The organism is Streptomyces sp. NPDC014864, assembly GCF_043081525.1.
Lineage (GTDB): Bacteria > Actinomycetota > Actinomycetes > Streptomycetales > Streptomycetaceae > Streptomyces.
Map to the genome: position 1 here is coordinate 28,515 of NZ_JBIBWT010000023.1, position 26,359 is coordinate 54,873.

Sequence of the window (26,359 nt, forward strand, 5' to 3'; positions counted from 1 at the left end):
CGCCACACGGCACATTTACCTTTTCCTGCTAATCGGGATGATTCGGATAAAGTCGCCGGGTGCCTGTGAATCTCACCGATCGCCGTCCGGTCACGACCGCACCCGTGCGGATCACCGCGATCCCCCGGGCGCCGGCGCGGCGGCCGGTCGCGCGAGTCGTCCTCGAAGTCGTGAAATTCGCCGTCGTCGGCGGCAGTGGTGTCCTCGTCAACTTCCTGGTCTTCAACCTGCTGCTGCACGGCCTGGGCCGGCCCGCGATGGCCGCGACCGTGCTCGCCGGCGGTGTCGCCATGGGCACCAACTACCTGGGCTTCCGGTATTTCGCCTACCGTGACCGGTCCTCGCGCACCCCCCGGCAGATCGCGCTCTACTTCCTCTTCAGCGGACTTGGCGTCGTCATGGAGAGCGGCCTCTTCTACGCCGGGTACCACGGACTCGGCCTGGACGTCCCCTGGGTGTCGAACGCCGTGAAGGCGCTGTCCATCGTGCTGGCCTCCACATTTCGCTTCCTCGTCTACCGCACCTGGGTGTTCCCGCACGATGCGCGCCGCGCCGCCTGAGGCGGCCGCCGCCCGGGCCGTATCCCGGTCGGCGGCCCTCGCCGGCGGAGCCCGCGCGCCCATGGCGGCCGTCGCGCTCGTCGCCGTCCTGCTGCTCGTGGTGGTCGTGCGGCTGCCCTGGGCCGGCGACCTCGGCATGCACGCGGCGACCGTCGCGCGCCTGCGTCACGATCTCCTGCACCCCGGCAACCCGCTCGTCGCCGCCGACACGCCGAGCCCGTACTACTCGCCGTGGACGGTGCTGCTCGGCTGCGTCGCCGAGGTGACCGGCTGGTCGGTCTTCGACGTGTTGCGGCTCGCCGCCCTGGCCGGACTCGGGCTGCTGGCGACCGGGGTGTGGCGCTACGTCCGTACGCTGAGCGCCCACCGGGCCGCGCCCGCGCTGGCCGTCCTGAGCCTGGTCCTGCTGTGGGGCACGGAACTCATCAACTGGAGCGGCTTTCTCGCCCTCAACTCCCTGGCGCTGACGGTGTCCTACCCGAGCGTGCTCGCCCTCGGCCTCGCCTTCCACTTCTGGGCCTGGCTGGCCCGGGCGCTGCGCGGGCCCGCCGGGTGGGGGAGCTGGCTCGGGATCGGGGCGCTGTGGGCGCTGATCCTGCTCTGCCACCAGTTCACCGGGGTCGTCGCCACGCTGGGCGGAGTCGCGGCGGTGCTCGCGGTCCGGCCCGCGCGGGCGCTGTGGCCGCGGCTCGCCGGCGCGGCGGCGCTCGGGGTGCTGACGCTGTGGCTGTGGCCGTACTACGACTTCTTCGCCCTGTTCTCGGCCGGCGGCGACCTGGAGGAGGTGCACCGGGCGCTCTACGAGCACTTCCTCGCCCGGTACTGGCTGGCGCTGCTCGGGGTGGCGGCCCTGGCCCTGCGGGCGCGCCGGACGCGGCGCGACCCGCTGGTGCTCTTCTTCCTGCTCGGCGCCCTGGTGTGCGCGGCGGGCTGGGCGAGCGGTCACTACTCATGGGGGCGTGCCCTGCCGGCCGCGCTGATCCCCGCCCAGCTCGCCGCCGCCCTGGAGGTCGCCGAGGGCGGACGGCGGGCAGTCCGGATCCGGTGGGCCGCGGCCTTCGCCGCCGCGCTCGCGGTGGGGGCGTGGACCCAGGCCGGCGTGCTCGGTTACGTCGTGGGGCGCGCGGCGCTGCCGAAGGAGCTGGCGGAGCGGTACACCACGCCGTGGACCGGATACCAGTGGATCACGCCGTACGTGCGCTACGGGCAGGTCGTCATGGCCCGTTCCTGGCCCAGCCGCGTGATCCCGGCCTACGGCGCCTACACGGTCGCCCCCGGCTATCCGGACTTCTTCCTGCCGGACGAGGCCCGGCGGCAGGCGGCCGTGGAACGCTACTTCGCGCCGGCGACGCCGAGCGGGGTGCGCCGGGACATCCTGCGCATGTACGGGGTGCGCTGGGTCCTGGACCGCGGCCGGACCGCCGGGGAGGGCGGACTGCGCGCGGTGGCGTACGGGCCGGGCGGCGAGGTGCTGTACGCCGTGCTGCGCTGACCGGCCCGTACGAAAAGGCCGGTGGCTAGCCCTTCTTCGCCTTGTCGCCACCGCCGGTGAAGGCCTCGTAGGCCTGGAGGACCTCCTCGGTCGGCCCGTCCATGCGCAGCTCCCCGCGCTCCAGCCACAGCACCCGCTCGCAGGTGTCGCGGATCGACTTGTTGTTGTGGCTGACCAGGAACACCGTGCCCGCGTGCCGGCGCAGCTCGCGGATCCGCTCCTCGGAACGCTTCTGGAAGCTGCGGTCGCCGGTGGCCAGCGCCTCGTCGATGAGCAGCACGTCGTGGTCCTTGGCCGCGGCGATCGAGAACCGCAGCCGGGCCCCCATGCCGGAGGAGTACGTCCGCATCGGCAGGGTGATGAAGTCGCCCTTCTCGTTGATGCCGGAGAAGTCGACGATGTCCTGGTAGCGCTCCCTGATCTGCTCGCGGGACATGCCCATGGCCAGGCCGCCCAGGTGGACGTTGCGCTCGCCGGTCAGGTCGTTCATCAGGGCCGCGTTCACGCCGAGGAGGGAGGGCTGGCCGTCGGTGTAGATGGCGCCGTTCTCCACCGGGAGCAGGCCGGCGACGGCCTTCAGCAGGGTGGACTTGCCCGAGCCGTTGGTGCCGATCAGCCCGATCGCCTCGCCCTTGTAGGCGACGAACGAGACCTTCTTCACCGCGTGCACCCGGCGCACGCCGGCCGCCTTCTCCGCCTGCTTGGGCCGCAGGATGCGGTTGAGCGCGGCGGTCGCGGAACCGCGGCCGGCGCCGGTGCCGAACACCCGGTAGACGATGTCCACCCCGTCGGCGATGACGGTGGGGATCCTGCCGGCGGCGTCCGCGGGTACGGGTCCGCCGTTGTGTGCGATGGTCTGCTCAGCCACGGCCGTACGTCTCCTCAGCCTTCCAGAAATAGATGAACCCGCCGACGCCGGCCAGAAGCGCCCAGCCCGTCGCGTACGCCCACACGTGGTGCGGGAGCTGGTGGGCCTTGAAGCTGTCGATCAGCGCGAACCGCATCAGGTCGATGTAGACGGCGGCCGGGTTCGACTCCAGCAGCACCTTCGCGGAGTTCGGCATGCCGCTGTGCTTCAGCGTGTTGTCGATGCTGAACATCACGCCGGAGACGTACATCCAGGTGCGCAGGATGAACGGCATCAGCTGCGCGATGTCCGGCGTCTTCGCGCCCATCCGGGCCATGATCATCGAGACGCCCGAGTTGAAGACGAACTGCAGGAACAGCACGGGCGCGATCAGCAGCCAGGAGACGCTCACCGGGATGCCGAAGCAGAGCAGGATGACCACCAAGGCGGCCATGGAGAACAGCAGCTGCTGGAGCTGCTGGAGCGCGAACGAGATCGGGAGCGCGGCCCGGGGGAAGTGCAGGGCCCGCACCAGGCCCAGGTTCCCGGAGATCGCCCGGGTGCCCGCCATGATCGAGTTCTGGGTGAACGTCCAGATGAAAACGCCGGTCACCAGGAACGGGATGTAGTCCGAGACGCCCCGGCTGGTGCCGAGGAGCACGCCGAAGATGAAGTAGTAGACCGCCGCGTTCAGCAGGGGGGTCGCCACCTGCCAGATCTGGCCGAGCTTCGCCTGGCTGTACTGGGCGGTGAGCTTGGCGGTGGCGAAGGCGGTGATGAAGTGCCGCCGCGCCCACAGCTGGCGGACGTACTGGCGCAGGGAGGGGCGGGCGCCGCTGACGGACAGGCCGTGGCGTGCGGCGAGCGCCGCGAGGTCGTCCTCGGCCTGGGCCGGGGCGGGCGGTGTGTGGAGGACCTGGCTCACATCCGTTGCTTTCGCTCGGAGGGTGGGGGTGCGGGCGCGTCCGGTTCCGTGGCGTCGCCCGTTTCCTTACGGTTCTCTTCACGTTTTCTTACGTCGGGACGGGACCGTATCGTCGCAACGTGAGCGTAGGACGGATCGACGTCGGAACGCAACCGTTTCGTCGTAACGCCCTATGCTGGAGTGCATGACGACGAACGCCGATCAGCCCCGGACGCCCGCGCGCCGCCGGACCCCCGCAGGGGCGGCCGTGCTCCGCGAGGACGTGACCGAGGCCATCCGGGCCGCCGTCTTCGAGGAGCTCGCGGCCGTCGGCTACGCGCGCATGTCCATCGAGGGGATCGCGCGGCGCGCGGGCGTGGGCAAGACCGCGGTGTACCGGCGGTGGCGTTCCAAGCTGCACCTGGTGCTCGACATCGTCTCGGCGCTCGCGGTGCAGGGCCTGCCCGCACCGGACACCGGCTCCCTGGAGGCCGACCTGCGGCTGCTGTACGAGGTCACGTCCCGGGCGCTGCGCCACCCGGTGGCCTCACAGATCATCCCCGACCTCCAGGCGGAGGCGGCCCGCAACCCCGACATCGCGGAGGCCATGCAGAAGGCCCTGCGGGACGGGCAGGAGAGCGTGGCCAGCAGCATCCTCGCGGCGGCCGAGCGCCGCGGCGAGATCCGTCCCGGCCCGGACCAGGACCTGGCGCTCGACCTGATCTCGGGCCCCCTGTACTGGCGCGCGGTCGTCATCCGCAGCCCGAAGCTTCCCAAGGGCTACCTGGACGCCCTGGCCCGCGGCACGGCGGAGGCCATCAAGGCGCTCTGACGCCGTGCCGGGCCCGGTGACCCCTCGTCGGGGCCGTCACCGGCGGGCTGCCTCCGGGTGGTGGTGGGTCCAGCCGTCCCAGGCCGAGGTGATCATGTCCTGGACGTCGCGCTTGGCGTGCCAGCCGAGCTCGGTGGCGATGCGGTCGGCGGAGGCGACGACGCGGGCCGGGTCGCCGGGGCGGCGCGGGGTGACCGTCGGGGGGCGGTCGTAGCCGGTGACGGCGTTGATCGTGTCGATCATCTCGCGGACGGAGACCCCCTCGCCGCGGCCGATGTTCAGGGTCAGGTCGAGGCCGGGGTTGGCCTGGAGGGCGCGGGCCGTGGCCACGTGGGCCTCGGCCAGGTCCACCACGTGGATGTAGTCCCGGATGCAGGTGCCGTCGGGCGTGGGGTAGTCGTCGCCGAAGATGCGCGGGGCGGCGTCCTCGGTCAGCTTCTCGAAGACCATCGGGACCAGGTTGAAGACGCCGGCGTCCGCCAGTTCGGGGCTCGCCGCGCCCGCCACGTTGAAGTAGCGCAGCGACGCCGTGGACATGCCGGTCGCGCGGCCCGTCGCCCGGACCAGCCACTCGCCCGCGAGCTTGGTCTCGCCGTACGGGGACATGGGCGCGCACGGAGTCTCCTCCGTGACCAGGTCCACGTCCGGCATCCCGTACACGGCCGCCGAGGAGGAGAACACGAACGACGGGACATCGGCCGCCGTGACCGCCTCCAGCAGGACGCGCAGCCCCTCGACGTTCTCCCGGTAGTAGTGCAGCGGCCGGTCCACCGACTCGCCCACCTGCTTCTTCGCGGCGAGGTGGACCACGCCGGTGACCTCGTGCTCGGCGAGGGCGCGCGCCACCCGGTCCCCGTCCAGCGTGGAGCCCACCACCAGCGGGACCCCGTCCGGGACGCGTTCGGCGATGCCGGTGGACAGGTCGTCGTACACCACCGCCCGCTCGCCCGCTTCCGTCATCGCGCGGACGACGTGCGCTCCGATGTAACCGGCGCCGCCGGTGATCAGCCAGGTCATGTGCGGCCGTCTCCTCCTCGGTTGACCCGCGGGGATCCGTTCGGGAGATCCGCGGGTCGGTTTCTCGGTCAGCTGGTCGGGTCGCTCCCCGTGGTCGGGCTCAGCGCAGCAGGCGCCGCAGCCGGTTGCGGAGCACGTCGGCGACCCCGCGCACTCCGGCCGCCACCCGCACGGAGAGCGAGCCGGAGTGGGTGGCGTAGGGCTGGACCAGGAGAACGCCGTACCGCAGGCACGCCACGGCGCTGCGCCGCAGCCGGCCGTCGCCCGTGCGCGCGTGCGCCGTCGTCTCGCGGGCCGTGCCGTCGGCGAGGCGGACGCGCAGCCGCAGGTCCCAGGTGCCGGCGCCCAGCGCGGCCAGGTCCACGGGCGTCTCGGCGGACCAGGTCCCGTCCGCGCCGGGCGTCAGGGGGAGCGTGGCGCGCTGGGCCGTACGTCCCTTCTCGCGGTGCCGCCACTCCACCTCCAGCGCCTCGGGACCGGCCTCGGCCAGCCGCCCGTACATCTCGTGCAGGCGCAGCCGCAGCCGGGTGTCCCCGGTCCGCGGGCGCAGCTCCCCGTCAACGGCGAGCGGCAGCAGCTCCACCGCGCGGGTCAGATACGGCTCCAGGGTGAGCTGCGGCAGGTCCCGCGACCAGATCGGCGTGCCGTCCTCGGCGCGCACGTAGGGAGGGCAGAGGCGGGCCGGGCGGGCGGCCAGCTCCCGCAGGCGGGGCAGGTCGCGCGGTTCGGGGGAGGCCAGCACGACACGGGCCAGCAGACGGCCGGGAGCAGCGGGGTTGAGCGCCCAATCAGCGGCGTCGTACTCCGTGAGGTACTCCCGGGTGAGGGTCCACCAGGCGCTCCGGTACTCCGCGTCGCGCAGGTCCAACTCCCGTGCGTACATGCGCAGCTCGTGGTCGAGGAACTTGGCCCGGGCGGCCCGCGCCAGCTCCTTCTGCCCGGCGTTCAGCAGGATTTCGTACGCCGTCCGGCACGCCTCGATGCGCGCCCGCCAGTTGTCGATGCCCGCCCGGTCCAGGGAGATGGACAACTGTTCCGCGGACCGGCGCACGTGCCACACGTACACCTGCTCGGGGACGAGGGCCAGGCGCGGGCCGGCGGCCAGCACGCGCGCGGTGAAGACGAAGTCCTCGTAGGGGAAGCGGCCTTCGGGGAAGCGGATGTCGTGCTCGCGCAGGAAGTCGCTGCGGTACAGCTTGTTGACGCACAGGGTGTCGTGCACCAGGCGCGGCAGTTCCGCCGGGCGGGCGAGCACGGTGTTCTCGGTGTACAGGCGGTCCTGCCAGGGCACTTCGCGCCCGGAGGGCAGTTCGCGGCGCACGCACAGGCCGCCGGCCACCTCCGCGTGCTCCTTCACGGCCGCCGCGAGCAGCGCGTCCACCGCGCCGGGCGGCAGTACGTCGTCGCTGTCGAGGAACATCACGTACGGCGACGTCACCGCGTCGATGCCGGTGTTGCGGGGGCTGCCGCAGCCGCCGCTGTTGCTCTCGCGCCGGATCACCCGCAGCTTCGGCTCCGTCCCGGCGAGGCGGGTGAGCAGCTCGAAGGTGCCGTCCGACGAACAGTCGTCCACGGCGACGACCTCGCGGACCGCTGGGCCCTGCGCGAGCGCCGAACGCACAGCGTCGGCGATGTGGGCGACGTCGTCATATCCGATGACGACGACGCTGACGTGTGGTGCCTGCTGGGGGTGCGGGTGCATGGAGTCCACGGGCCGGAAGGGTAGGTGTGGTAGGTAATTTCCCGTTAAGAGGGGCTTAGTGCCCCGTGCGGAAGACGGTTGGATTCCCTCTCGGGTTCCCCCGGCAGCGGCACCAGTTTCGTCGATCGCCACAACCGGACGAAAGAGGTTACCGCGGCGGAGGCCAGCAGTCCGTTGCGCGTCAGCATCAGCGCGCAGCCGGTCCAAGTGCAGCTTGCCACCTCGTGGTAAAGGGTCGGGTAGGCGACGACGCTGACCGCGCTCGCCAGGGCGACCAGCGCGGCCACCGGGCGTTGCGTGGTCGCCCGCGAGGTCAGGCAGACCGCGGCCAGGCCCAGCAGCCAGACCATGTACTGCGGGCTGATCACCCGGCTGGTGACGGTGAAGAGCAGCACCGCGCTCAGCGCGGCGTCGTACGGCGTCGCGGGCGTCCGGCGCCGGGCCCGCAGCCGCCACAGCACCAGCAGCGCGAGGGCCGCCGCCGTCAGGGCGAGTGAGAGATGTGCCACGGCGGCGACGTGCGGTCCGGTGAACTCCAGGGCCCCGTACCGGTACCGGACCCGGCCCGGCCAGCCCGCGTGCGTGGCGAGGGCCAGCGCCGTGCCGCCGAACGACTCGATCTGCACGCCCCGGCCGCCCTGCTGCCGCGCGAAGGCGAACGGGTTGCGGAAGAGGGCGGCGAACGCCGCGAAGGAGACGGCCCCGGTGACGGCCGCCCACAGCCACGCCGACCGGGTGGCGCGGCCCGGCGGCGCCCCCAGCAGCACCAGGGCCGGCCACACCTTCACCAGCGCGCCCAGCGCGGCCAGCGCGGCGCCCGCCCGCGGGAAGCGCGTCAGGGCCAGCAGGGACAGCACGGCCAGGGCGGTGACCTGCACGTCGTACCGGGCCAGCGGGACGTGCAGCAGGAGCGGCAGCCCCAGCGTCCAGTAGCCGGCCCCGCGCAGGCTGCGGCCGGGGCGCGTGCCCGCGCGGGCCAGGGCCACCGCGACCACCGCGTCGGTGACGAGGGTGAGTGCGACGAACGCCTGGAAGTACGTCAGGCCCGGCAGCAGCGCGGGCGACAGCAGCACCGCCCCGGCGCCGGGCGGGTACTGCCACACCGTGTCGTGCGCCGGGAAGGCGCCGTGCGACAGCACGACGTACCAGTGCTGGTACAGCTTCCAGACCTCGCGGGCCACCGCGCCCCGGCCCAGCAGGGGCAGGGTGTTGTGGGCGAGCAGCGCCAGCATGGCGGTACGGGTGACGAGCCAGACGGCCGCCAGGGCGGGGAGGCGGTGTCTCGTCGGCACGCGGGTGCGGGCCGGCGTCACGCTCTGGAAGGGACTCATCACCGCGGATGATAAGCGGTATGAATGACGCAATCCGGTTCATACACGGAGCTGGCGGGGGTTCACGGCCGGCCCGGGGTCTCCTCCAGTGCCGCCGCGTCGAGTGCCGCCGCGTCCAGTGCCGAGGTGAGCCGGTCGAGGCGGGTGCGCAGGTCGCGGATCTCGTCGAGGGTGAAGCCGGTCGCCGAGACGATCCGGCGCGGCACCTCGCTCGCGCGCTCCCGCAGGGCGGCGCCCTCCGCCGTCAGGCGCACCTGGACCGACCGCTCGTCCCGCGCGCTGCGCTCGCGTCGCACCAGTCCGGCCGCCTCCAGCCGCTTGAGCAGCGGGGACAGGGTGCCGGAGTCCAGGCGCAGGTGCTCGCCCAGCCTCTTCACAGGCGTCTCGCCGTGCTCCCACAGCACCAGCATCACCAGGTACTGCGGATAGGTGAGGCCCAGCTCCTTGAGCAGGACGCGGTAGACCCCGTTGAAGGCGCGTGAGGCGGCGTGCAGGGAGAAGCAGATCTGGCCGTCCAGGCGCAGCCAGTCCTCCTCGGGCGCGGACCGGGGGACCTCGGTGTTCATGGCTCCAGAGTAGCTCGGGCGAGCAATTTGGTTGTGCACAACTTAATTGTGTGCTCTACTCGTGGTCGTAGGGCGGCGGCCCGGCCGTGAGACCGCGGACCCGCCGCCCGGACACGCACCCGACGCATCGAGAGGGATGGTTTTCCATGGACGCGCTCTACACCGCCGTCGCCACCGCCACCCACGGCCGCGAGGGCCGCGCCTTCACCTCCGACGGCAAGCTGGACGTGCAGCTGGCCCCTCCGGTGGAGCTCGGCGGCAACGGGCAGGGCACCAACCCCGAGCAGCTCTTCGCCGCCGGGTACGCCGCCTGCTTCGCCAGCGCCCTCGGCCTGGTCGGCCGGCAGGCGAAGGTGGACGTGAGCGACGCCGCCGTCACCGGCGAGGTCGGCATCGGCAAGCAGGGCGAGGGCTTCGGGCTCGCCGTCACCCTCCGCATCGAGCTGCCCGGCTCCGTGGACGAGGCCACCGGCCGCAAGCTGGTCGAGCAGGCCCACCAGGTCTGCCCCTACTCCAACGCCACCCGCGGCAACATCCCGGTCGAGCTCGTCGTCGAGTGACACCCCCACGGCCCGGCGGCATCGCGGCCCACGGCCCGACGCCGCCGGGCCGCGCCCGCTCCCGGTGTCACCTCATCGAGGGGCATCGCACGACGGCCGGTTCACCTCATCGTGTGCCCATCCGGCACCAGGAGTTCCCACCAGCCTGGCCCCGCCGCTCGATCAGGCGGTGGTCGAAGTCGACGTCGTCGACCAGCTACCTGGAGCAGGCCGGCGCCGTCCAGCAGGCGGCCGTGTTCGGGGTGATGGGGCGGGTGCCGGCCGGGATCGTGCGGTGGTGCTCGGGGCGGGCGACCCACGCCGTGCGGACGTGCGGCGCGAACGCGGCCTCCAGCGCGCCCGGTTGCAACGGTGCCCGCGCCCCCAGTGCACGCCGAACACGGCCCGGTCGGCGCGCCGCGGAAGGCACAGTCGGACGCGGTGGTGCAGCTGGAGGAGGGCGGCCCGCAGCGCGCGCAGCGACTTGGCGGTGACCTTCGCCGCCCTGCGGCGGAGCGCCATCGCCCGCTGCAGCCCGCGGAACGTGCGGTGCGGACCCAGCCGCACCAGCGCGTGGCGCAGCCGCGAACGGGGCGGCACGGGGACGCCGCCGGTGCGGTAGCGGCGGTAGTAGGCACGGGCCCGGCGCAACCCGGCGCGGCAGCCGCGGGGCAGCCGGCCGGGCCGGGTGAACACGGTCGTGAAGTGGTCGACCATGCGGCGGAACAGCACCGGCCACCACCGCGCCAGGCCGGGGCGCCGGTCGAGACGGGCGAGGACACCCAAGCCCTGGTTCCCGGGCAGGTGGACGGGCCGGACGCGCGGGTCGCGGGCCGCGAACTCCTCGATGATCGCGCCGCAGGCGTCGGGCGAGCAGTCGTCGACGGCGATCAGTTCCAGGTCCATGAACGACTGGGACAGCACCGACTCCAGGCACGCGTGCAGGTACGCCTGAACCTGATACACGGGAACGATGACACTGAACCTGGGCAAGGGACATCCAAGGGGCGGCGCGCTGACGTCTTGCCCGGAAACGGCCGATGGAGTGAATTGGTTACGGTCTCTCCGGCATGTGGGGGGTGCCCGGGTGAACGGCGAGGGGCGAGCCGGTGCCGGCCCGCCCCTCCACCGTCTCCCGCCCGCTCGACCGCCGTCCCGCCTACCTGTCCGCCGGTCCGGTCACTTGCCCGCTGTCCCGCTCACTTGACCGCGCCCGCCATCACGCCGGACACGAACTGCCGCTGGAACGCGAAGAACACGGCCAGCGGGATGACCATCGAGATGAAGGCGCCCGGCGCCAGCACGTCGATGTTGTTGCCGAACTGGCGTACCTGCGTCTGCAGGGCGACCGTGATCGGCTGTGTGCCGGACTTGGTGAACACCAGCGCCACCAGCATGTCGTTCCACACCCACAGGAACTGGAAGATGGCGAGACTCGCGATCGCGGGACCGCCGAGCGGCAGCACCACCCGGGCGAACAGGCGCAGTTCGCCGGCCCCGTCGAGCCGGGCCGCCTCCAGCAGCTCCCGGGGGATCTCCGCGAAGAAGTTCCGCAGCAGGAACACCGCGAAGGGCAGGCCGAAGCCGGTGTGGAAGAGGACCACTCCGAAGATCGTGCCGAACAGGCCGATGTTCCCGAACAGTTCGGCGATCGGGATGAGCGCCACCTGCACCGGCACCACCAGCAGACCGACCACGGCGAGGAACCACCAGTCGCGGCCCGGGAACTCCATCCACGCGAACGCGTAGCCCGCGAGCGCGCCGACCACGACCACCAGGACCGTCGCCGGGACCGTGATCAGCACGGTGTTCACCAGGGAGCCGGTGATGTCGCCGTTCTCCAGCAGCTTCTGGTAGCTGTCGAAGGTGAGTTGGGAGGGCTTGGTGAAGACGGTCCACCAGCCGCTGCCGCTCATGTCCTCCGGCGAGCGCAGTGACGACAGCAGCAGCCCGATCGTCGGCACCAGCCAGAACAGGCCCACCACGATCAGGAACGCCCGGACCGCGCCGCCGCTGACGGCGTCCGCCAGCCGCGACCCCAGAGACTCCTTCGCCCGCACCGCCGCCGGCGCGGCGGTCGCCGCGGAGCGGCCCTCGGCCTCGGCCGTCATCGCCGCACCTCCCGCCTCAACCTGCGCATGTTGAACAGCATCACCGGGATCACCAGCAGCAGCAGGAACACCGCGATGGCGCTGGCGATGCCCGGCCGGCCCTCCGAGAAGCCCTTGCGGTACAGCTCCAGCGCCAGCACGTTGGCGTCGTCCTGGGAGGAGCCCGGGGCGATGATGAAGACCAGGTCGAAGACCTTCAGCACGTTGATCATCAGCGTGACGGCGACGACCGCGAGCACCGGCGCCAGCAGGGGCACCGTGACCCTGCGGAACACCTGCCACTCGTTGGCGCCGTCCACCCGGGCCGCCTCCAGCAGTTCCCGGGGCACGCCCGCGAGCCCGGCCGCGATCAGCACCATCGCGAAACCGGCCCACATCCACACGTACGACCCGATGATGGCCGGCGTGACCAGGGACGGGCCCAGCCAGTCCACCCCGTTGTACGGCGCCCTGAAGTTGGCCGCCGGGAGCCGCAGCCGGGCCCCGTCGGCCGCCGCGGGCAGGGTGAACGTGCCGTCGGCGGCGGCCTTCGCCGACGCCACCACCGTGCCGTCCCTGACCGCCTCGATCCGCATCCCGGCGTAGCCCAGCTCGGACGGGTCGACCGCGCCGAGCGTCCCGACCCCCTTGCCGCGCGTGAAGTCCTGCCAGGTGGTGCCGGTGATCTTCCCCGGTTCGGGGCGGGCCCGCGCGGCCTTCCGGGCGCTGTCGGGCATCTGGTCGGGCGCGACGCCGACGAGCGGCAGGGCGACCGACTCGCCCGTGTGCACCGGGCCGGTGGTGACGAAGCCGCCCCCCTCGGGCGTGAGCGGGGACTTCCGGCCGGGGTGGGCCTTGGGGAACGCAGAGGACTGGGCGAAGGTGTCGTGGACGCCGACCCACACCGCGTTCGCCACGCCCTTGTCGGGATCCTGGTCGTACACCAGCCGGAAGATGATCCCGGCCGCCAGCATCGAGATCGCCATCGGCATGAAGACGACCAGCTTGAACGCCGTGCCCCAGCGCACCCGTTCGGTGAGCACCGCGAAGATCAGGCCGAGCGCGGTGGAGACGGCCGGCGCGAACACCACCCAGATGATGTTGTTCTTCAGTGCGGTGCGGATGCCGTCGTCGGTGAACAGGGCCTTGTAGTTGTCGAACCCGGCGAAGCCGCCGCCGGAGGAGTCGTAGAAGCTGCGGACGATCGAGTACCCGATCGGGTAGACCACGAGCGCGCCGAGCAGCACCAGGGCGGGCAGCAGGAAGAGCGCCGCCACGGTCCTGCGGGTGCCGGTCACGCTCTTGCGCCGCCGGGGGGCGGAGGGCGTCGCCGGTGTCCTGGCCACGCCCTCCGCCGCTGCCGACGTCATCACCGCACCGTCCCGTGTCCGTCGTGGAGCCGGGTCATCGCGGGATCAGCTCCCGCTCCCGTACGCGGCCGCGGCGTCCTTCTCCAGCTTCGCCTGGGTGCCCGCGACGTCCTTCGGGTTCTTCAGGAAGTCCTGGAGGTCCTTCCACTCGCCCTTGCCGGGCGTGCCGCCGAAGGCCTGCGGGGCCTGGTCGGACATGTCGAAGCGGAAGGAGTCGCCCGACGCGATCAGCGCCTTGGCGATCCTCTGCTGGACCGCGTTCGGGTACGCCGAGTCCGGCACGTTCTTGTTCGGGGAGAGGTAGCCGCCGAGCTTCGCCTGGATCGTCGCGGCGTCCGGCGAGGCGAGGAAGGTGACCAGAGCCTGCGCCGCCTTGGAGTCCTTCAGGACCACGGCCGCGTCGCCGCCGGAGACCACCGGTGCGGTGCCGCCCACGGCAGGGAACGGGAACACCTTCGCGCCCGTGCCCACCTTCGCCTTGGTCTCACCGATGTTGACCTGCACGAAGTCGCCCTCGTAGACCATGCCGGCCTTCGGCTGGTCGCCGCCGGTGAAGGTCTGGGTGACGGACGCGGGGAACTCGGTCTGCAGCGCGCCGTCCGGGCCGCCCGCGAGATAGTCCTTCCTGCCCCAGATCTGCGCCAGCGTGGTCAGCGCGTCCTTCACGGACGGGTCCGTCCACTTGATCTTGTGCTGGGCGAGCTGGTCGTACTTCTCCGGGCCCGCCTGGGAGAGGTAGACGTTCTCGAACCAGTCGGTGAGCGTCCAGCCGTCGGCGCCGCCCACCGAGAACGGGGTGACACCGGAGTCGTAGACCTTCTGCGCGGTGGACAGCAGGTCCTTCCAGGTCTTGGGCTCCTGGGCGCCCGCGTTCTCGAAGACCTGCGCGTTGTACCAGATCAGCGACTTGTTGGCGGCCTTGTAGTAGACGCCGTACTGCTTGCCGCCCACCGTGCCGATGTCCTGCCAGCCCTGCGAGTAGTTCTTGGCGAGCTGGGCCCGCGCCTCGGCGCCGAGGGGCTTGGCCCACTTCTTGTCGACCGCCTGCTTGATCGCTCCGGGCTGCGGGAGCAGCGCGACGTCCGGCGGCTGGCCGCCCGCGATCTTCGAGCCGAGGAAGTTGATGATCGGGTCCTGGGCGGGGACGAAGGTGACCTTGGCGCCCGTGCGCTTCTCGAACTCCGCGAGGACCTTCTTGAAGTTGGCCTGCTCGGCGCCGGTCCAGACGGCGGCGACCTCCAGGGTCGTGCCGTTCAGCTTCGGGAGGGTGACCGTGGCGCCGGTCTCCGTGCCCTTGCTGCTCCCGTCGCCGTCGCTCTTCTTGTCGCCGCTTCCGCCGCACGCGGCCAGCGAGAACGCCAGCGCTCCCGCCGCGACGGCCGACGCTGTCCTGGCGGCCCTGTGTGTCCGGATGGTGCTGCTCGTGCTGCGCATCACTGCCCCGTTCTTCGTCCTCGTCGAACGTCCGAGCGCTGTCCCGTGCGATCTGGTCTACGCCCGGGCTCCGGCGGTCTGCAAGAGCGCCCACACTGTCAAGTGGACGATCGTGACCACGTCGTGACGGTACGTTCGGTCCCCGGCCGGAGCGGGGAGCGGCGCACGGAGGCGAGCCGGGAAGCGGGACGGGAAGCGGGGACGGGAACGGGAACAGGGACAGGGACGGGAACAGGCGGGGGAGTATGGGGAGCGGGGGTCAGAGCAGGGAGGGGACCTCCGCCGCCGACACCTGCCGCGCCGCCCGCTCCAGGGCACTGGCCAGCAGGGCCAGGTCCGTGGGCCCGTTGCCCAGCTCGCGGACGGAGCGGCGGGCGGGCGGGTCGCCCATCCGGTGCCACTCCAGGGCCACCACCGTGGGGCGCTGGGTCGCCGTCCGCGGGATACGGCCCGTGACCCGGCCGCCCTGGAACGGTGTCACCCGCCCGTCCTCCGCGGTCAGCCGGCCGCGTCCGGGCGCCGGTTCCTCCGGGCCCGTGGCCGGGGCGTCCAGCGTGACGCGCAGCGTGGCCCGGCGCGCCGGTTCCGACTCCGCCGTACGGCCGTCCGGCGCGGCCGCCGCCACCAGGTGCACGCCGAGCCGCTCGCCCTCCCGGGCCACCGCCTCCAGCGCGCGTATGACGGATCCGGCCGCCGGCCGGCCGGGTGAGCCGAGCGCGGGGGAGACCAAACCGTCCAGGTCGTCGACGACCACGACCAGCCGGGGCAGCGGCGGGGCGGCCTCGGTCCGCGCGGCGGCGGCCGAGGGGCGCAGTCGCAGCGTCGCGCTGGGCGGACTGTCCAGGTCGGCGGCCCCCGGTCCGGCGTGCGCGCCACGGCCCGGCGCCGTGCGCTGGGCGACGATACGGCCGGACACCGCGCGGCCGGTGTGCCACTCGGCGAAGTCGGCCCGCCCGAGCAACTCGGCCCGCCGCTTCAGCTCGGCACTCAGCGACTGTGCGAACTCCCGCATCCGGACCGGGTCGTTGGCGGTGAGGTGGGTGGTGACGTGCGGCACGTCCGTACAGACCCGCAGGCCGTCGCCGTGGCCGCCGCCCGTGCCGGTGTCGTCCCGGCCGTCGACCAGGACGACGCCGAGGCGGTCGGGGCGCTCGGCGGCGGCGAGCGAGGCGACGACGGACCGCAGCAGCTCCGTACGGCCGCTGCCCGCCGGGCCCTCGATCAGCAGATGCGGGCCGTCGGCCACCAGGTCCGCGCAGACCGGTCCGCGCGGCCCGGCCCCGAGCACGGCCCGCGCCCGACCGCCGAGTGCGGCGTCGTCGTCGGCCGCGTCCGCCCAGCGGGCCAGCAGCGACGCGGGGGTGGCCCGGGCCAGGCCCAGCTCGTCCAGCAGCCGCGCCGACAGCGGCAGCGGCGCCGACACCCGCGCCGGCCGGTCCCCGGTGGCCCCGTCCGTCCGCAGTGGGGCCAGGGCCCGCGCGAACCGCTCGGCCCAGGCGAGGGACACGGCGTCCACGACGGCGACGGTGCCGGGGGGTATGGGGGCGGGGGCTATGGAGGTGAGGGCGGGTGTCGCGTCGGGAGCGGGGTGCGGGTCGCCTGGGCCCGGGGGTGTCGCGGGGGCCGGTGTGGCCGATGTGGTTTCCGTGGTCGCGCGGGGGCCGCCGGTGGGTGCGGAGGCGGCCGTGCCGGCGGTCGCGGCGGGGTGGCCGGCGGTACCGCCGAAGGCCGGGCGGTCCGCCCTGGTCCCCGAGGGCACCGGGGCGTGCGCCGCGACGCGCATCAGCCGCAGTGCCGTCGCCACGTCACCGCTGAGCAGCGCCACCGCCCCGCACGCGCGGAACACCGGGGACAGAGCACACGCGGCGTCGTACGTCTCCGTCACCGGGGACGCCGGTGAGGCGGGTGGCGTCTCGGCGAGGCACATGAGGTGGATGCCGGCCCGCGGTCCTTCCTGGGCCAGCCGCGCCAGCGCCTCCCGCGCGGCGGCCTCTCCGGGGTCGCCGTCCACGACGACCACGGTGTACGGCCCCGCGAAGCCCTGCTCGTCCGCCGCGTCGTCGGTTCGGGCCCAGGAGGGACGGCGCACGGCGCTTCGGGCGCCGCCGTCGGCCGGACCGGCCCGCCCGGCGAGGGGCGCGCGCGGGCCGGCCGTCCCCGGGTCCGTGCCCGGAGCGGTCGGTGCCGGGTCCGCGACGGGGCCCCGGGTGTCCGCCAGGTGGTCCTCCAGCCGGCGGAGGAGTTCGCCCGTACGGGCCTCGGCCTGCTCGTCGTCGTAGGCGAGGAGGAGCCGGCAGTCCTGGCCGTGGCCGGGCCGCACATGGGGGAGCCAGCCGAGCCAGGACCATTCGGCGGTGCGCTCCTCCAGGGAGCGCGCGCGGTCCGTGCTGAGCAGGACGATCTCGAGCGTGTCGGGGGAGTGCAGGGTGGCGAGCTGGGCCAGCACCGCGCGTGCGAGGCCGGACAGACGGGCGCGCGGTCCGGCCAGGCCCAGCGCCCCCACCTCGCGCAGACCGGCGGTCACCGGGACCGCGGGCAGCAGCCCCGAGCCGTCGAGGGCCGCCCGGTCGGTGGTGCCGAGCCGCACGGTGAGCGCCTCGGGGTGCCCCGGCCCGCGCTCCCACAGGCGCCGGCCCGGTCCCAGCGCGGTCAGCAGCAGCGCGGCGGGGTCCGGCCAGGTCTCGGGCAGCTGCGGTCCGGTGGGGGCGGGGGACGTGCTGTACGCCGTCGTCTCGGGCGCCGGTCCGGCGTCGTACGCCCCGGCCCGGTCCGTCGTCTGCTCCCCGCGTCCCCCGGTCAGCCGCCGCGCCCACGCGCCGAGTCCGCCGCGCCTGCGCACGCCCTGCGGCACGTCGGTGCCCCTCAGCGGGGTCCCCTTGCGCCCGCTCGAACCGGCCCCGCCGTCCGTCCGGCTGTGGGGCGCGGCCGCAGCGCCGTAGTCGTAGATCTCGGAAGAGCCGTAGGTGTCGTGGGTGATGCCCGAGGGCGCGGGTGTCCCCTGAGCCCCCGGAGTCCCGCCGACCGCAGAGGTGGCCCCGGCGCCGTGGGATCCATGGGGCCCTGAGTCTCCGGAGCGGGCGGGTCCTGCGGGTCCGGTGGCTCCGCCCGTGGAGCCGGTCGCTCCGGCCGCGAAGGGAGCCACGGCGTATCCGGTAGTGCCCAGAGGACCGCCGTGCGTGTCCCCGGGGTCGGCCGGCCCGGCACCCCGGTCGTCCGTGCCCCGGGCGCGGCCCTGGTCCTCGATCCGGGGCGCGCGGCTCTGCGCCGGGAAGACGGGAGGTTCGACGGCCCCGTGCTCCTGCGCGCCCGGGGCGGTGTCCCCCGAAGCGCCCCAGCCGGCCGAGCCGTACGCGAGCCGCTGCCGCCCCTCCGGACCGGTCGCCGGGTGTCCCACCGGGCCCGTACCGCTGCCCGCTCCCGGGCCGCCGTCGGCACCAGGGCGGCCGTCCGCGTCCCACCGGCCACCTGTTCCAGGCCCGCTGCCCGCGCCCTGCCCGTCGCCGGTGCCACGCCCGCGGTCCGTGTCCCAGTCGCCGCCGGTGCCGCGCCCACCGTCCGCGCCAGGGCTGCCGTCCGCGCGCCACCGGCCGACGGTGGCGGGCACGCCCTCCGTGCGCCGCCCACCGTCCGCCCCAGGGCCGCCGCCCGCCACGCGCGCAGGGGCCGCCGGAGCCGAGGCGTCGCCCGTCGTCGCGGCGGGGGCGGCCGGTCCCCGCTCGCCGTCGGCGGGGACGCGTACGTGCCCCTCGCCGTCGGGTGCGGTCCGGGCCCGGGCCCCGGGGCCCGCGGCCGGCGTCAGCCGGAGGGCCGACTCGCCGATCCGCAGCAGGGCGCCCGGCGCGAACCGGACCGGGCGAGTGCCCACGGGCCTGCCGTCCAGCACCGTGCCGTTGGTGGAGCCGAGGTCGGCCACCGAGACGCGGCCGTCGGAGCCGACCGTGACCGCGCAGTGCACCCGCGAGACGTCGGGGTCGTCGAGCGGGACATCGGCGTCGGCGGAGCGGCCGACGGTGATCTGCCCGCCGTGCAGCAGGTGCACCCCGCCCGCGTCCGGCCCGGCGACCACGTGCAGCTGGGTCGGGGCCTCGTCGAGCTCGGGGTGCGACTCGGGGTCGGCGGGGGCGCCCAGGGACAGCACCGCGCCGTCGAGCAGTGGGGGCTCGCCCAGCGTGCAGCGCTGGACGTCGAGCCGCTCCGCGCCCGCGTACAGCACGACCGGCCCCGCGCCCGGTTCGCGGCCGCGCTCGCCCGTACCCCGCTCCCGGCCGCGCTCGGACGCACCGCGCTGGCCGCGCTCGGACCCGGAGCCGTCGCCGGCCACCGCGGCGGCGAGCGCCGACGCCACCGCGGCCAGGGCCGTGCCCGCGGGCGCCGTCACCAGCACGTCGCAGCTCGCGGCGGGGCCCGCCGCCGCGGAGGACGGGCCCAGCGGGTCTACGACGGTCAGCCGGATCTGCATCGCCGTCTGCGATCCCTTCTGCGCGGGCGCCCGCGCGCCGGGGACGAAGCCCTGCCGCAGTCCCCCACCACCGCGGACTTCCCCCACCGCCGCACGAGCACGTCGGCCAGTAACTGGAGGCATCCTTGCACCTGGCACCGACACCGCGCCCGCCGCCCACCGCCAAGTGATCTTGATTGGTCGGCTCTGCGCGCAAAAGTGCCTGACCAGTGCCCCGCGGGTGTCCTCTTGGTGCCCGCTTGAGATCGGTCACGTCCGCACCGGGCAACCAACCGACCCGAGTCGAGCGTCTTTCCGTCGAACATGTACGGCGTCCGGTGCGTACTCGCCCGAAGGGGCCGGTGCCGCGCACACGGACCACCAGGCGCACTAACACGACAGCCCGGCACCGCGGGTGGCGGCACTACAGTGGGTCGGAACACCCTGTCCCCCCTCTCGACTCCGTTCGAACGGGGGGACCCCACCGGGCCGGACGCGGCGCGGGGACCAGGCAAGCAAGCAGCAGGGAGCGCGACGTGCGGCCGGTAGGCAGCAAGTACCTGCTCGAGGAGCCGCTCGGACGCGGCGCCACGGGCACCGTCTGGCGAGCCCGCCAGCGGGAGACCGCGGGCGCCGAGGCCGCCGTGCCCGGCCAGCCCGGCGAGACCGTCGCGATCAAGGTCCTGAAGGAGGAGCTGGCCAACGACGCGGACGTCGTGATGCGGTTCCTGCGGGAGCGTTCCGTGCTGCTCCGGCTGACCCACCCGAACATCGTCCGGGTCCGCGACCTGGTGGTCGAGGGCGATCTGCTGGCGCTGGTCATGGACCTCGTCGACGGCCCCGACCTGCACCGCTACCTGCGGGAGAACGGCCCGTTCTCGCCCGTGGCCGCCGCGCTGCTCACCGCCCAGATCGCAGACGCGCTGGCCGCGAGCCACGCCGACGGGGTCGTCCACCGCGACCTGAAGCCCGCGAACGTCCTGCTCCAGCAGGGCGGCGGCCAGATGCACCCGATGCTGACCGACTTCGGCATCGCGCGCCTCGCCGACTCGCCCGGTCTCACCCGCACCCACGAGTTCGTCGGCACGCCCGCCTACATCGCGCCCGAGTCCGCCGAGGGCCGCCCGCAGACCTCCGCCGTCGACATCTACGGCGCCGGCATCCTGCTGTACGAGCTGGTCACCGGCCGTCCCCCGTTCTCCGGCAGCTCGGCCCTCGAGGTCCTGCACCAGCACCTGAGCGCCGAGCCCCGCCGCCCGTCCACGGTCCCCGACCCGCTGTGGACGGTCATAGAGCGCTGCCTGCGCAAGAACCCGTCGGAGCGGCCCAGCGCCGAGAACCTCGCCCGCGGCCTGCGCGTCGTCGCCGAGGGCGTCGGGGTGCACGCGGGAGCCGCGCAGATCGCCGCCGCTGAGGGCGTCGGCGCGCTGCTGGCCCCCGACCCGGAGCCCGCCACCGTGCCGGGGGGCATGCCCGGCGCCGCCGACGCCACGCAGGTGCTCCAGCACGGCGCGGGGGCCTACGACCCCAACGCCGCCACCAGCGTCCTGCCGCACACCGGCGGCCCCCGGGGCGCGGCCGACCCCACCACCGTCCTGCCGAACCACGGCGCGGCCGACCCGACGCGCATGATGCCGCCGATGCCGCAGAACCAGCCCGGCGCCGGCCCGCAGGGACAGCAGCCCGACCAGCCGCACCCCTGGCAGACCCAGTTGCGCGCCGCCCGCGACCGCAACGAGCAGACGCAGGTCCAGTACCTGGACCCGAACGAGGACCCGCTGCGCCGCCGCCCCCAACGGCAGGTCGCCCGGCCGCAGCAGCAGCGGCCCCAGTCGGGCTATGGACATCCGCAGCGGCAGCCCCAGCAGTACGCCCCGCCGCAGCACCGCCAGCCGCAGCGGTACGCCCCGCCCCCGGCGCCGGAGCCCCGGCGGCCCGCGCGGGAGCCCAGGCAGCGCAGCGCCAACCCGATGAAGATCCCCGGTCTCGGCTGCCTGAAGGGGTGCCTGTTCACGATCGTCATCCTGTTCGTGGCGGGCTGGCTGATCTGGGAGCTGAGCCCGCTGCAGGACTGGATCGGGACCGGCAAGAGCTACTGGGGCGAGATCAGCCACCTGTTCGACAAGGTGACCGGCTGGGCCAAGGACCTGGGCGGGAGCACCTCGCAGGGCAGCTGACGGCCGGACGCGTACGGGCGGGCGGTCCGGACGTACGGGCAGGCGATCCGGGCGGACCGGAGGGACCTCCGGACAGGCGGGGCACGTCGTGCTCCTCCACCGCGGTCCTGGGGATTTGTCGACATCCGATGGTCGATTTCCGTCTCCGCGGTGAAGGTTGGTTCGTCGGACGCGTAGCTTTGTCGGCAACACGCGTCTGTAGGAGCAGTCTTGGCACGGAAGATCGGCAGCCGGTACACCGCCCACCAGATCCTGGGACGGGGCAGCGCCGGCACGGTGTGGCTGGGCGAGGGGCCGGAAGGGCCCGTGGCCATCAAGCTGCTGCGCGAGGATCTCGCGTCCGACCAGGAGCTCGTGGGCCGCTTCGTGCAGGAGCGGACGGCCCTGCTGGGCCTGGAGCACCCGCACGTGGTCTCCGTACGGGACCTGGTGGTCGACGGCAATGACCTGGCCCTGGTGATGGACCTCGTCCGCGGCACGGACCTGCGCACCCGCCTGGAGCGGGAGCGGCGGATGGCGCCCGAGGCGGCGGTGGCCGTCGTCGCGGACGTCGCCGACGGGCTGGCGGCCGCCCACGCGGCCGGGGTCGTCCACCGGGACGTCAAGCCGGAGAACGTGCTGCTGGACATGCAGGGCCCGCTCGGTCCGGGCGGGTCGCACCCGGCGCTGCTGACCGACTTCGGGGTGGCCAAGCTCATCGACTCGCCGAAGCGGACCCGCGCGACGAAGATCATCGGCACGCCGGACTATCTGGCGCCGGAGATCGTCGAGGGCCTGCCCCCGCGCGCCGCGGTCGACATCTACGCCCTGGCCACGGTCCTGTACGAGCTGCTGGCGGGCTTCACCCCGTTCGGTGGCGGGCACCCCGGCGCGGTGCTGCGGCGGCACGTCACGGAGACGGTGGCGCCGCTGCCCGGCATCCCGGACGAGCTGTGGCAGCTGCTCGTGCAGTGCCTGGCGAAGGCCCCCGCGTCCCGGCTGCGCGCCTCCGAGCTGGGGGCGCGGCTGCGGGAGCTGCTGCCGATGCTCGCGGGGATGCCGCCGCTGGACGTGGACGAGCCGGACACGGAGCCGGAGCGGGAGCCGTCCGAGGACGCCGTGGAACCGGCCGGCGAGCGGGTGCGGCGGCGGGGCGCGGTTCCGCTGGTCCCGGGGGCCAGGCCGGACTCCAACCGGGACACCCACACCTCGATGCGGGTGCCGGGCCCGGACGAACTGGCCGGCGGCGCCCGCGGCACGGCCCGCGTTCCGCGCGCCGCGGGTTCCCCGCGCCCCGGCTCGGCCCGGCACCGGGCGGTCGCGCGACGCCGCCGGATCACCCTCGGCGTGGCCGGAACCCTGCTGGCTGCGGCGGTCGGCGTCGGAGCGTGGCTGGCCTCCTCGGACGACGACCCGGCCCCGCCACCCCAGGACAAGGGCCACTCGGCCCCGGCCTCCCCCTGACCCGCCCCCGTCGCCACGCGCGACGGGCACAGCAGGGGCTGAGAGGCCGCAGGGGGGCCAGAAACCGGCAGGGGCCGGAGAGGCCGCAGGCGGCAGAACCGGCAGGGACCGGAGCGCCGCCGGGGGAGGGGGGTACGGAGAGTCCGCCGAGGCTTCGGAGGCCTGGAGGGCCGCCCCGGGACGTAAGGGGCGCAGGCCCGCAGCGGCGCTCGGGGCAAGGTCTTCCGCCTCGGCGGCCCGGGGGCTTCCTGATCCGGGTCTCGCCGTGGTCTCGACGGCCCGGCCACCCACTGGCGGCCCGGTGCCCCCGCTCCGGGGCCTGGTGACCCGATGACCCCAGCCTGGGGTCCTGACGGCCCCGGGACTTCCCCCGATTCGGGTCCGGACGGCTGGGGCCCTGGTCAGGGGTCCGGGTGGCCCGGGGACCCCCTGTTCCGGGCCCCCGGCGGACCCGGCACCTCCGTTCCGGGCCCTGCCGGCCTGGGGTCCCTGCCCGGGGTCCTGGCGCCCCCGGGGACGCCCAGCTCCGGGTTCCCGGCGGCCCCGGGACCTCTGCTCAGGGCTCTGGTGGCCTGGGTGCCCCGCGCTGGGTGGCCTGGCCCCCCTGCTCGGGGTCCGGGTGGCCCGGGGTCCCGGCTGCGGCTCCGGGTTCCCGGCGCCCCTGGGACCTCTGTTCCGGGCTCTGGTGGCCTGGGTGCCCCGCTCCGGGTGGCCGGGGCCCCTACTCGGGGTCCTGGTGGTCCCGGGACGCCCAGCTCCGGGTCCCCGAGGCTGGGGGCCCCAGCTCCGGGCCCCGGCAGCCGCAGGCGCCCCCGGCTCCGGCCCCGCCACCGGCCGACCGTCCGCGCTCGGCGTTCCTCACTTGGCGGAGCCGTTACGCTGGAGGCGTGGCAGTCGTCGATGTATCCGAAGAGCTCAAGTCCCTCTCCTCGACCATGGAGTCGATCGAGGCCGTTCTGGACCTCGCCAAGCTGAGGGCAGACATCGCCGTGCTCGAGGAGCAGGCAGCCGCGCCGTCCCTGTGGGACAACCCGGACGAGGCGCAGAAGATCACCAGCAAGCTCTCCCACCTCCAGGCGGAGGTCAGGAAGGCCGAGGCCCTGCGCGGACGGATCGACGATCTCGCCGTGCTCTTCGAGATGGCCGAGGAAGAGGACGACCCGGACACCCGTGCCGAGGCCGACGCGGAGCTCGCCGCCGTCAGGAAGGCGCTCGACGAGATGGAGGTCCGCACCCTCCTCTCCGGCGAGTACGACTCCCGCGAGGCGCTCGTCAACATCCGTGCCGAGGCCGGCGGCGTCGACGCGGCCGACTTCGCCGAGCGGCTCCAGCGCATGTACCTGCGCTGGGCCGAGCAGCACGGCTACAAGACCGAGATCTACGAGACGTCGTACGCCGAAGAGGCCGGCATCAAGTCGACCACCTTCGCCGTGCAGGTGCCGTACGCCTACGGCACCCTCTCCGTCGAGCAGGGCACGCACCGGCTGGTGCGGATCTCCCCGTTCGACAACCAGGGCCGCCGCCAGACCTCCTTCGCGGGCGTCGAGGTGCTCCCCGTCGTCGAGCAGTCCGACCACGTCGAGATCGACGAGTCCGAGCTGCGCATCGACGTCTACCGCTCCTCCGGCCCCGGCGGCCAGGGCGTGAACACCACCGACTCCGCGGTGCGCATCACACACCTGCCCACCGGCATCGTGGTCTCCTGCCAGAACGAGCGGTCCCAGATCCAGAACAAGGCCACCGCGATGAACGTCCTCCAGGCCAAGCTGCTGGAGCGGCGGCGCCAGGAGGAGCAGGCCAAGATGGACGCTCTCAAGGGCGACGGCGGCAACTCCTGGGGCAACCAGATGCGCTCGTACGTCCTGCACCCGTACCAGATGGTCAAGGACCTGCGTACGGAGTTCGAGGTCGGCAACCCCGAGGCCGTCTTCAACGGCGAGATCGACGGGTTCCTGGAGGCCGGGATTCGCTGGCGCAAGCAGCAGGAACAGCAGAGCTGAGCGCTTTGTCGACAAGGCAACTGCCGCCCGCGGGGCGGCAGTTGCCTTTTGTGTGCCCCGATGTCCGGGATTCGCGTCACACTCACATGATTCACTCCCCGGCAAAGGACGCGAACCCGGACATCGCCCGCGCAACGGCCTTGACGCTGCTGTGAATTGTGGGAAGGGTAATGGGCGGCATGCGTATCTCTGGGGCGCATGTGAACCGGGGGGCTTCATCGTTCTGCACCTCCGTCGATCACGGCCCCGTGCGCGGCCTCATTGACGATCGGCTACTGGGGGTAGCAACCACATGACCAAGAAGACACGGATCCGTGTCGCGCGTATAGCCGCGGGTGCCGTGATCGCCGCGGGCGCCTCGCTGACCGCCGCGGGTGCCGCTTCCGCGCTCGACCTCGGCGTGACGCTGGACACCGGCGTCGGCGTCGCCGCCGACGGCGGTACGTCCACAGGGACCAGTGACGGCGGCACCGACAGCGGCGGCGCCTCGGTCGGTGTGACCGAGGGCACCACTGGCGGGTCCTCCTCGGACGGCGGCACGTCCAGCGACGGTGGCACGTCCTCTGACGGTGGCACGTCCTCCGACGGCGGCACCACGGTCGGCGGCGACGCGTCCATCGGCGGCGTCATCGCCGGCTCCACGGGCGGCGACACGACCGGTGGCGACACCACCACCGGCGGTGACACGACCACCACCGGCGGATCGACGACCGGCGAGACCACGGGCGGCAGCACCACCGGCGGTGGCAGCACCACCGGCGGCGGCTCCTCGAACGGCGGTACCACCGGCGGTGGTTCGACCACCGGCGGTTCGACCACCGGCGGGTCCGCCGACGGCGGCTCGGGCAACACCGGCGGCTCCGGTGGCAACGGCACCTCCGGCGGCAACGGCGGCTCGGGTAGCGACGGCGGTTCCGCCACCGGTGGTGGCTCCACCACCGGCGGCCCCGACGTCAACGGTGGCGGCAACGACAACACCGCCCAGGAGGAGGGCTCCTCGGCCCTCACCGACACCGGCTCGGACGCGCCCAACACCTCGGCCCAGGGCAACGGCAAGCAGCTCGCCGAGACGGGTGCCGGCCAGACCGCGTTCCTGCTGATCGGTGCCGCCACGATGATCGCCGGCGGTATCGGCTTCCGCGTCCTGCCGCGCGTCATGGCCGGCCGCGGCGGCGCTGCCGCCTGAGCGTAGCCGAAGCCTTACGAGGCGTATGCGGCTCGATCATGCGTAAGGGCCCGGAGCTTCCCGCTCCGGGCCCTTCGTCCGTCCTTCGGCAGCCGCTCGGCCGCTCAGGCCGTCTGGTGCGCCAGCAGCGCCACCGCGGCGATCAGCACCGCGAGCAGCGCGATCAGCGCCATGGGGTTCAGCCCCGAGAAGAAGTTCTCCTGCTGCAGCCGCTCGCGGTTCGCGCGGCACACCGGGCACCGGCCCTCGCTCACGGGCGCCGCGCAGTTCGCGCACACCAACCGGTCGTACGTCATGCGCTCGCCCTCCTTGCACGTCTCCACCTACACAACGCTCGCGGACACACGAACGTTCCCCACACCACTGTGCCAGGTTCCATGGATTTCAGCGCGGGTTCCCCAGGAGGCCCACCTCCGCGACAAAGCCCCGTA

At 73.7% G+C, this 26,359-nt stretch carries 20 protein-coding genes and 1 pseudogene; 9 read left to right on the forward strand and 12 right to left on the reverse strand.

Annotated features, from left to right (window positions below):
* Positions 1-59 precede the first annotated feature (59 nt).
* Together ACF1A5_RS30255 and ACF1A5_RS30260 are read left to right on the forward strand one after the other, a co-directional pair.
* Entirely contained in the window at positions 60-560 is a 501-nt protein-coding gene (locus tag ACF1A5_RS30255; protein ID WP_392196065.1) for a GtrA family protein, read from the forward strand.
* Positions 561-621: 61 nt separating this feature from the next.
* A complete protein-coding gene (locus ACF1A5_RS30260; RefSeq protein WP_392196066.1) occupies positions 622-2,052 on the forward strand; it encodes a hypothetical protein in 1,431 nt (476 codons plus the stop codon).
* A 25-nt stretch (positions 2,053-2,077) separates the two neighbouring features.
* On the opposite strand, the gene ACF1A5_RS30265 is transcribed toward ACF1A5_RS30260, so the two are convergent.
* Entirely contained in the window at positions 2,078-2,920 is an 843-nt protein-coding gene (locus ACF1A5_RS30265) for an ABC transporter ATP-binding protein (protein ID WP_392196067.1), read from the reverse strand.
* Positions 2,913-3,824: an ABC transporter permease gene (locus tag ACF1A5_RS30270; RefSeq protein WP_392196068.1), complete on the reverse strand. Its 912-nt coding sequence runs from the start codon at positions 3,822-3,824 to the stop codon at positions 2,913-2,915. The genes ACF1A5_RS30265 and ACF1A5_RS30270 overlap by 8 nt, the downstream gene beginning before the upstream one ends.
* Before the next feature lie 172 nt (positions 3,825-3,996).
* Between ACF1A5_RS30270 and ACF1A5_RS30275 the strand changes: the two genes are divergently transcribed.
* Positions 3,997-4,635, forward strand: a complete 639-nt coding sequence (locus tag ACF1A5_RS30275; RefSeq protein ID WP_392196069.1) for a TetR/AcrR family transcriptional regulator — start codon at positions 3,997-3,999, stop codon at positions 4,633-4,635.
* 36 nt (positions 4,636-4,671) lie between these two features.
* On the opposite strand, the gene galE is transcribed toward ACF1A5_RS30275, so the two are convergent.
* From galE to ACF1A5_RS30295, 4 genes are all read right to left on the reverse strand, one after another.
* Positions 4,672-5,652 carry a UDP-glucose 4-epimerase GalE gene (gene galE, locus ACF1A5_RS30280; RefSeq protein ID WP_392196070.1) on the reverse strand — a complete coding sequence of 327 codons (981 nt, stop codon included), beginning with the start codon at positions 5,650-5,652 and terminating at the stop codon, positions 4,672-4,674.
* 100 nt (positions 5,653-5,752) lie between these two features.
* Positions 5,753-7,354, reverse strand: a complete 1,602-nt coding sequence (locus ACF1A5_RS30285) for a glycosyltransferase family 2 protein (protein WP_392196107.1) — start codon at positions 7,352-7,354, stop codon at positions 5,753-5,755.
* Between the two features lie 44 nt (positions 7,355-7,398).
* The gene (locus ACF1A5_RS30290; protein WP_392196071.1) at positions 7,399-8,685 is read right to left on the reverse strand and encodes a glycosyltransferase 87 family protein; all 1,287 of its coding nucleotides are present in this window, start codon (positions 8,683-8,685) and stop codon (positions 7,399-7,401) included.
* Positions 8,686-8,747: 62 nt separating this feature from the next.
* On the reverse strand, positions 8,748-9,251 hold the full coding sequence (locus tag ACF1A5_RS30295) for a MarR family winged helix-turn-helix transcriptional regulator (protein ID WP_392196072.1): 504 nt from the start codon (positions 9,249-9,251) through the stop codon (positions 8,748-8,750).
* A gap of 146 nt (positions 9,252-9,397) precedes the next feature.
* Here ACF1A5_RS30295 and ACF1A5_RS30300 point away from each other — a divergent pair, with 146 nt between their 5' ends.
* On the forward strand, positions 9,398-9,811 hold the full coding sequence (locus ACF1A5_RS30300; protein ID WP_356189642.1) for an organic hydroperoxide resistance protein: 414 nt from the start codon (positions 9,398-9,400) through the stop codon (positions 9,809-9,811).
* Between the two features lie 199 nt (positions 9,812-10,010).
* Here ACF1A5_RS30300 and ACF1A5_RS30305 read toward each other — a convergent pair.
* The 4 genes and pseudogenes from ACF1A5_RS30305 to ACF1A5_RS30320 all read right to left on the reverse strand — a co-directional run.
* Positions 10,011-10,783 (reverse strand): annotated as a pseudogene (locus ACF1A5_RS30305) (glycosyltransferase); the annotation flags it as partial.
* Between the two features lie 206 nt (positions 10,784-10,989).
* Positions 10,990-11,901, reverse strand: coding sequence for a carbohydrate ABC transporter permease (locus tag ACF1A5_RS30310; protein WP_392196073.1), 912 nt, complete (start codon positions 11,899-11,901; stop codon positions 10,990-10,992).
* The gene (locus ACF1A5_RS30315; RefSeq protein ID WP_392196074.1) at positions 11,898-13,250 is read right to left on the reverse strand and encodes a carbohydrate ABC transporter permease; all 1,353 of its coding nucleotides are present in this window, start codon (positions 13,248-13,250) and stop codon (positions 11,898-11,900) included. Before ACF1A5_RS30315 ends, ACF1A5_RS30310 begins: the two co-directional genes overlap by 4 nt.
* A 45-nt stretch (positions 13,251-13,295) precedes the next feature.
* The gene (locus ACF1A5_RS30320; protein WP_392196075.1) at positions 13,296-14,684 is read right to left on the reverse strand and encodes an ABC transporter substrate-binding protein; all 1,389 of its coding nucleotides are present in this window, start codon (positions 14,682-14,684) and stop codon (positions 13,296-13,298) included.
* Between ACF1A5_RS30320 and ACF1A5_RS30325 the strand changes: the two genes are divergently transcribed.
* Positions 14,674-14,811 (forward strand): hypothetical protein, encoded by a 138-nt coding sequence (locus tag ACF1A5_RS30325; RefSeq protein ID WP_392196076.1) that lies wholly within the window; start codon positions 14,674-14,676, stop codon positions 14,809-14,811. The genes ACF1A5_RS30320 and ACF1A5_RS30325 overlap by 11 nt on opposite strands.
* Positions 14,812-14,943: 132 nt before the next feature.
* Here ACF1A5_RS30325 and ACF1A5_RS30330 read toward each other — a convergent pair whose 3' ends face one another.
* Positions 14,944-19,143, reverse strand: coding sequence for an FHA domain-containing protein (locus ACF1A5_RS30330; RefSeq protein WP_392196108.1), 4,200 nt, complete (start codon positions 19,141-19,143; stop codon positions 14,944-14,946).
* Between the two features lie 515 nt (positions 19,144-19,658).
* Between ACF1A5_RS30330 and ACF1A5_RS30335 the strand changes: the two genes are divergently transcribed.
* The 4 genes from ACF1A5_RS30335 (at position 19,659) to ACF1A5_RS30350 (ending at position 25,928) form a co-directional block, all read left to right on the forward strand.
* Entirely contained in the window at positions 19,659-21,299 is a 1,641-nt protein-coding gene (locus ACF1A5_RS30335) for a protein kinase (protein ID WP_392196077.1), read from the forward strand.
* Between the two features lie 210 nt (positions 21,300-21,509).
* On the forward strand, positions 21,510-22,742 hold the full coding sequence (locus ACF1A5_RS30340; protein ID WP_392196078.1) for a serine/threonine-protein kinase: 1,233 nt from the start codon (positions 21,510-21,512) through the stop codon (positions 22,740-22,742).
* Positions 22,743-23,629: 887 nt separating this feature from the next.
* Positions 23,630-24,742 carry a peptide chain release factor 2 gene (gene prfB / locus ACF1A5_RS30345; RefSeq protein ID WP_392196079.1) on the forward strand — a complete coding sequence of 371 codons (1,113 nt, stop codon included), beginning with the start codon at positions 23,630-23,632 and terminating at the stop codon, positions 24,740-24,742.
* A gap of 292 nt (positions 24,743-25,034) precedes the next feature.
* Positions 25,035-25,928, forward strand: a complete 894-nt coding sequence (locus tag ACF1A5_RS30350) for a hypothetical protein (RefSeq protein ID WP_392196080.1) — start codon at positions 25,035-25,037, stop codon at positions 25,926-25,928.
* 104 nt (positions 25,929-26,032) lie between these two features.
* Here ACF1A5_RS30350 and ACF1A5_RS30355 read toward each other — a convergent pair whose 3' ends face one another.
* Positions 26,033-26,224, reverse strand: a complete 192-nt coding sequence (locus ACF1A5_RS30355) for a hypothetical protein (protein WP_356189733.1) — start codon at positions 26,222-26,224, stop codon at positions 26,033-26,035.
* Positions 26,225-26,359 lie beyond the last annotated feature (135 nt).

Coding starts and splice junctions, on each gene's coding strand:
- ACF1A5_RS30260 (WP_392196066.1), top strand. CDS start 622: ATGGCGGCCGTCGCGCTCGTCGCCGTCCTGCTGCTCGTGGTGGTCGTG.
- ACF1A5_RS30275 (WP_392196069.1), top strand. CDS start 3,997: ATGCTGGAGTGCATGACGACGAACGCCGATCAGCCCCGGACGCCCGCG.
- galE (WP_392196070.1), bottom strand. CDS start 5,652: ATGACCTGGCTGATCACCGGCGGCGCCGGTTACATCGGAGCGCACGTC.
- ACF1A5_RS30285 (WP_392196107.1), bottom strand. CDS start 7,354: ATGCACCCGCACCCCCAGCAGGCACCACACGTCAGCGTCGTCGTCATC.
- ACF1A5_RS30290 (WP_392196071.1), bottom strand. CDS start 8,685: ATGAGTCCCTTCCAGAGCGTGACGCCGGCCCGCACCCGCGTGCCGACG.
- ACF1A5_RS30295 (WP_392196072.1), bottom strand. CDS start 9,251: ATGAACACCGAGGTCCCCCGGTCCGCGCCCGAGGAGGACTGGCTGCGC.
- ACF1A5_RS30300 (WP_356189642.1), top strand. CDS start 9,398: ATGGACGCGCTCTACACCGCCGTCGCCACCGCCACCCACGGCCGCGAG.
- ACF1A5_RS30310 (WP_392196073.1), bottom strand. CDS start 11,901: ATGACGGCCGAGGCCGAGGGCCGCTCCGCGGCGACCGCCGCGCCGGCG.
- ACF1A5_RS30315 (WP_392196074.1), bottom strand. CDS start 13,250: ATGACGTCGGCAGCGGCGGAGGGCGTGGCCAGGACACCGGCGACGCCC.
- ACF1A5_RS30320 (WP_392196075.1), bottom strand. CDS start 14,684: ATGCGCAGCACGAGCAGCACCATCCGGACACACAGGGCCGCCAGGACA.
- ACF1A5_RS30330 (WP_392196108.1), bottom strand. CDS start 19,143: ATGCAGATCCGGCTGACCGTCGTAGACCCGCTGGGCCCGTCCTCCGCG.
- ACF1A5_RS30350 (WP_392196080.1), top strand. CDS start 25,035: ATGACCAAGAAGACACGGATCCGTGTCGCGCGTATAGCCGCGGGTGCC.
- ACF1A5_RS30355 (WP_356189733.1), bottom strand. CDS start 26,224: ATGACGTACGACCGGTTGGTGTGCGCGAACTGCGCGGCGCCCGTGAGC.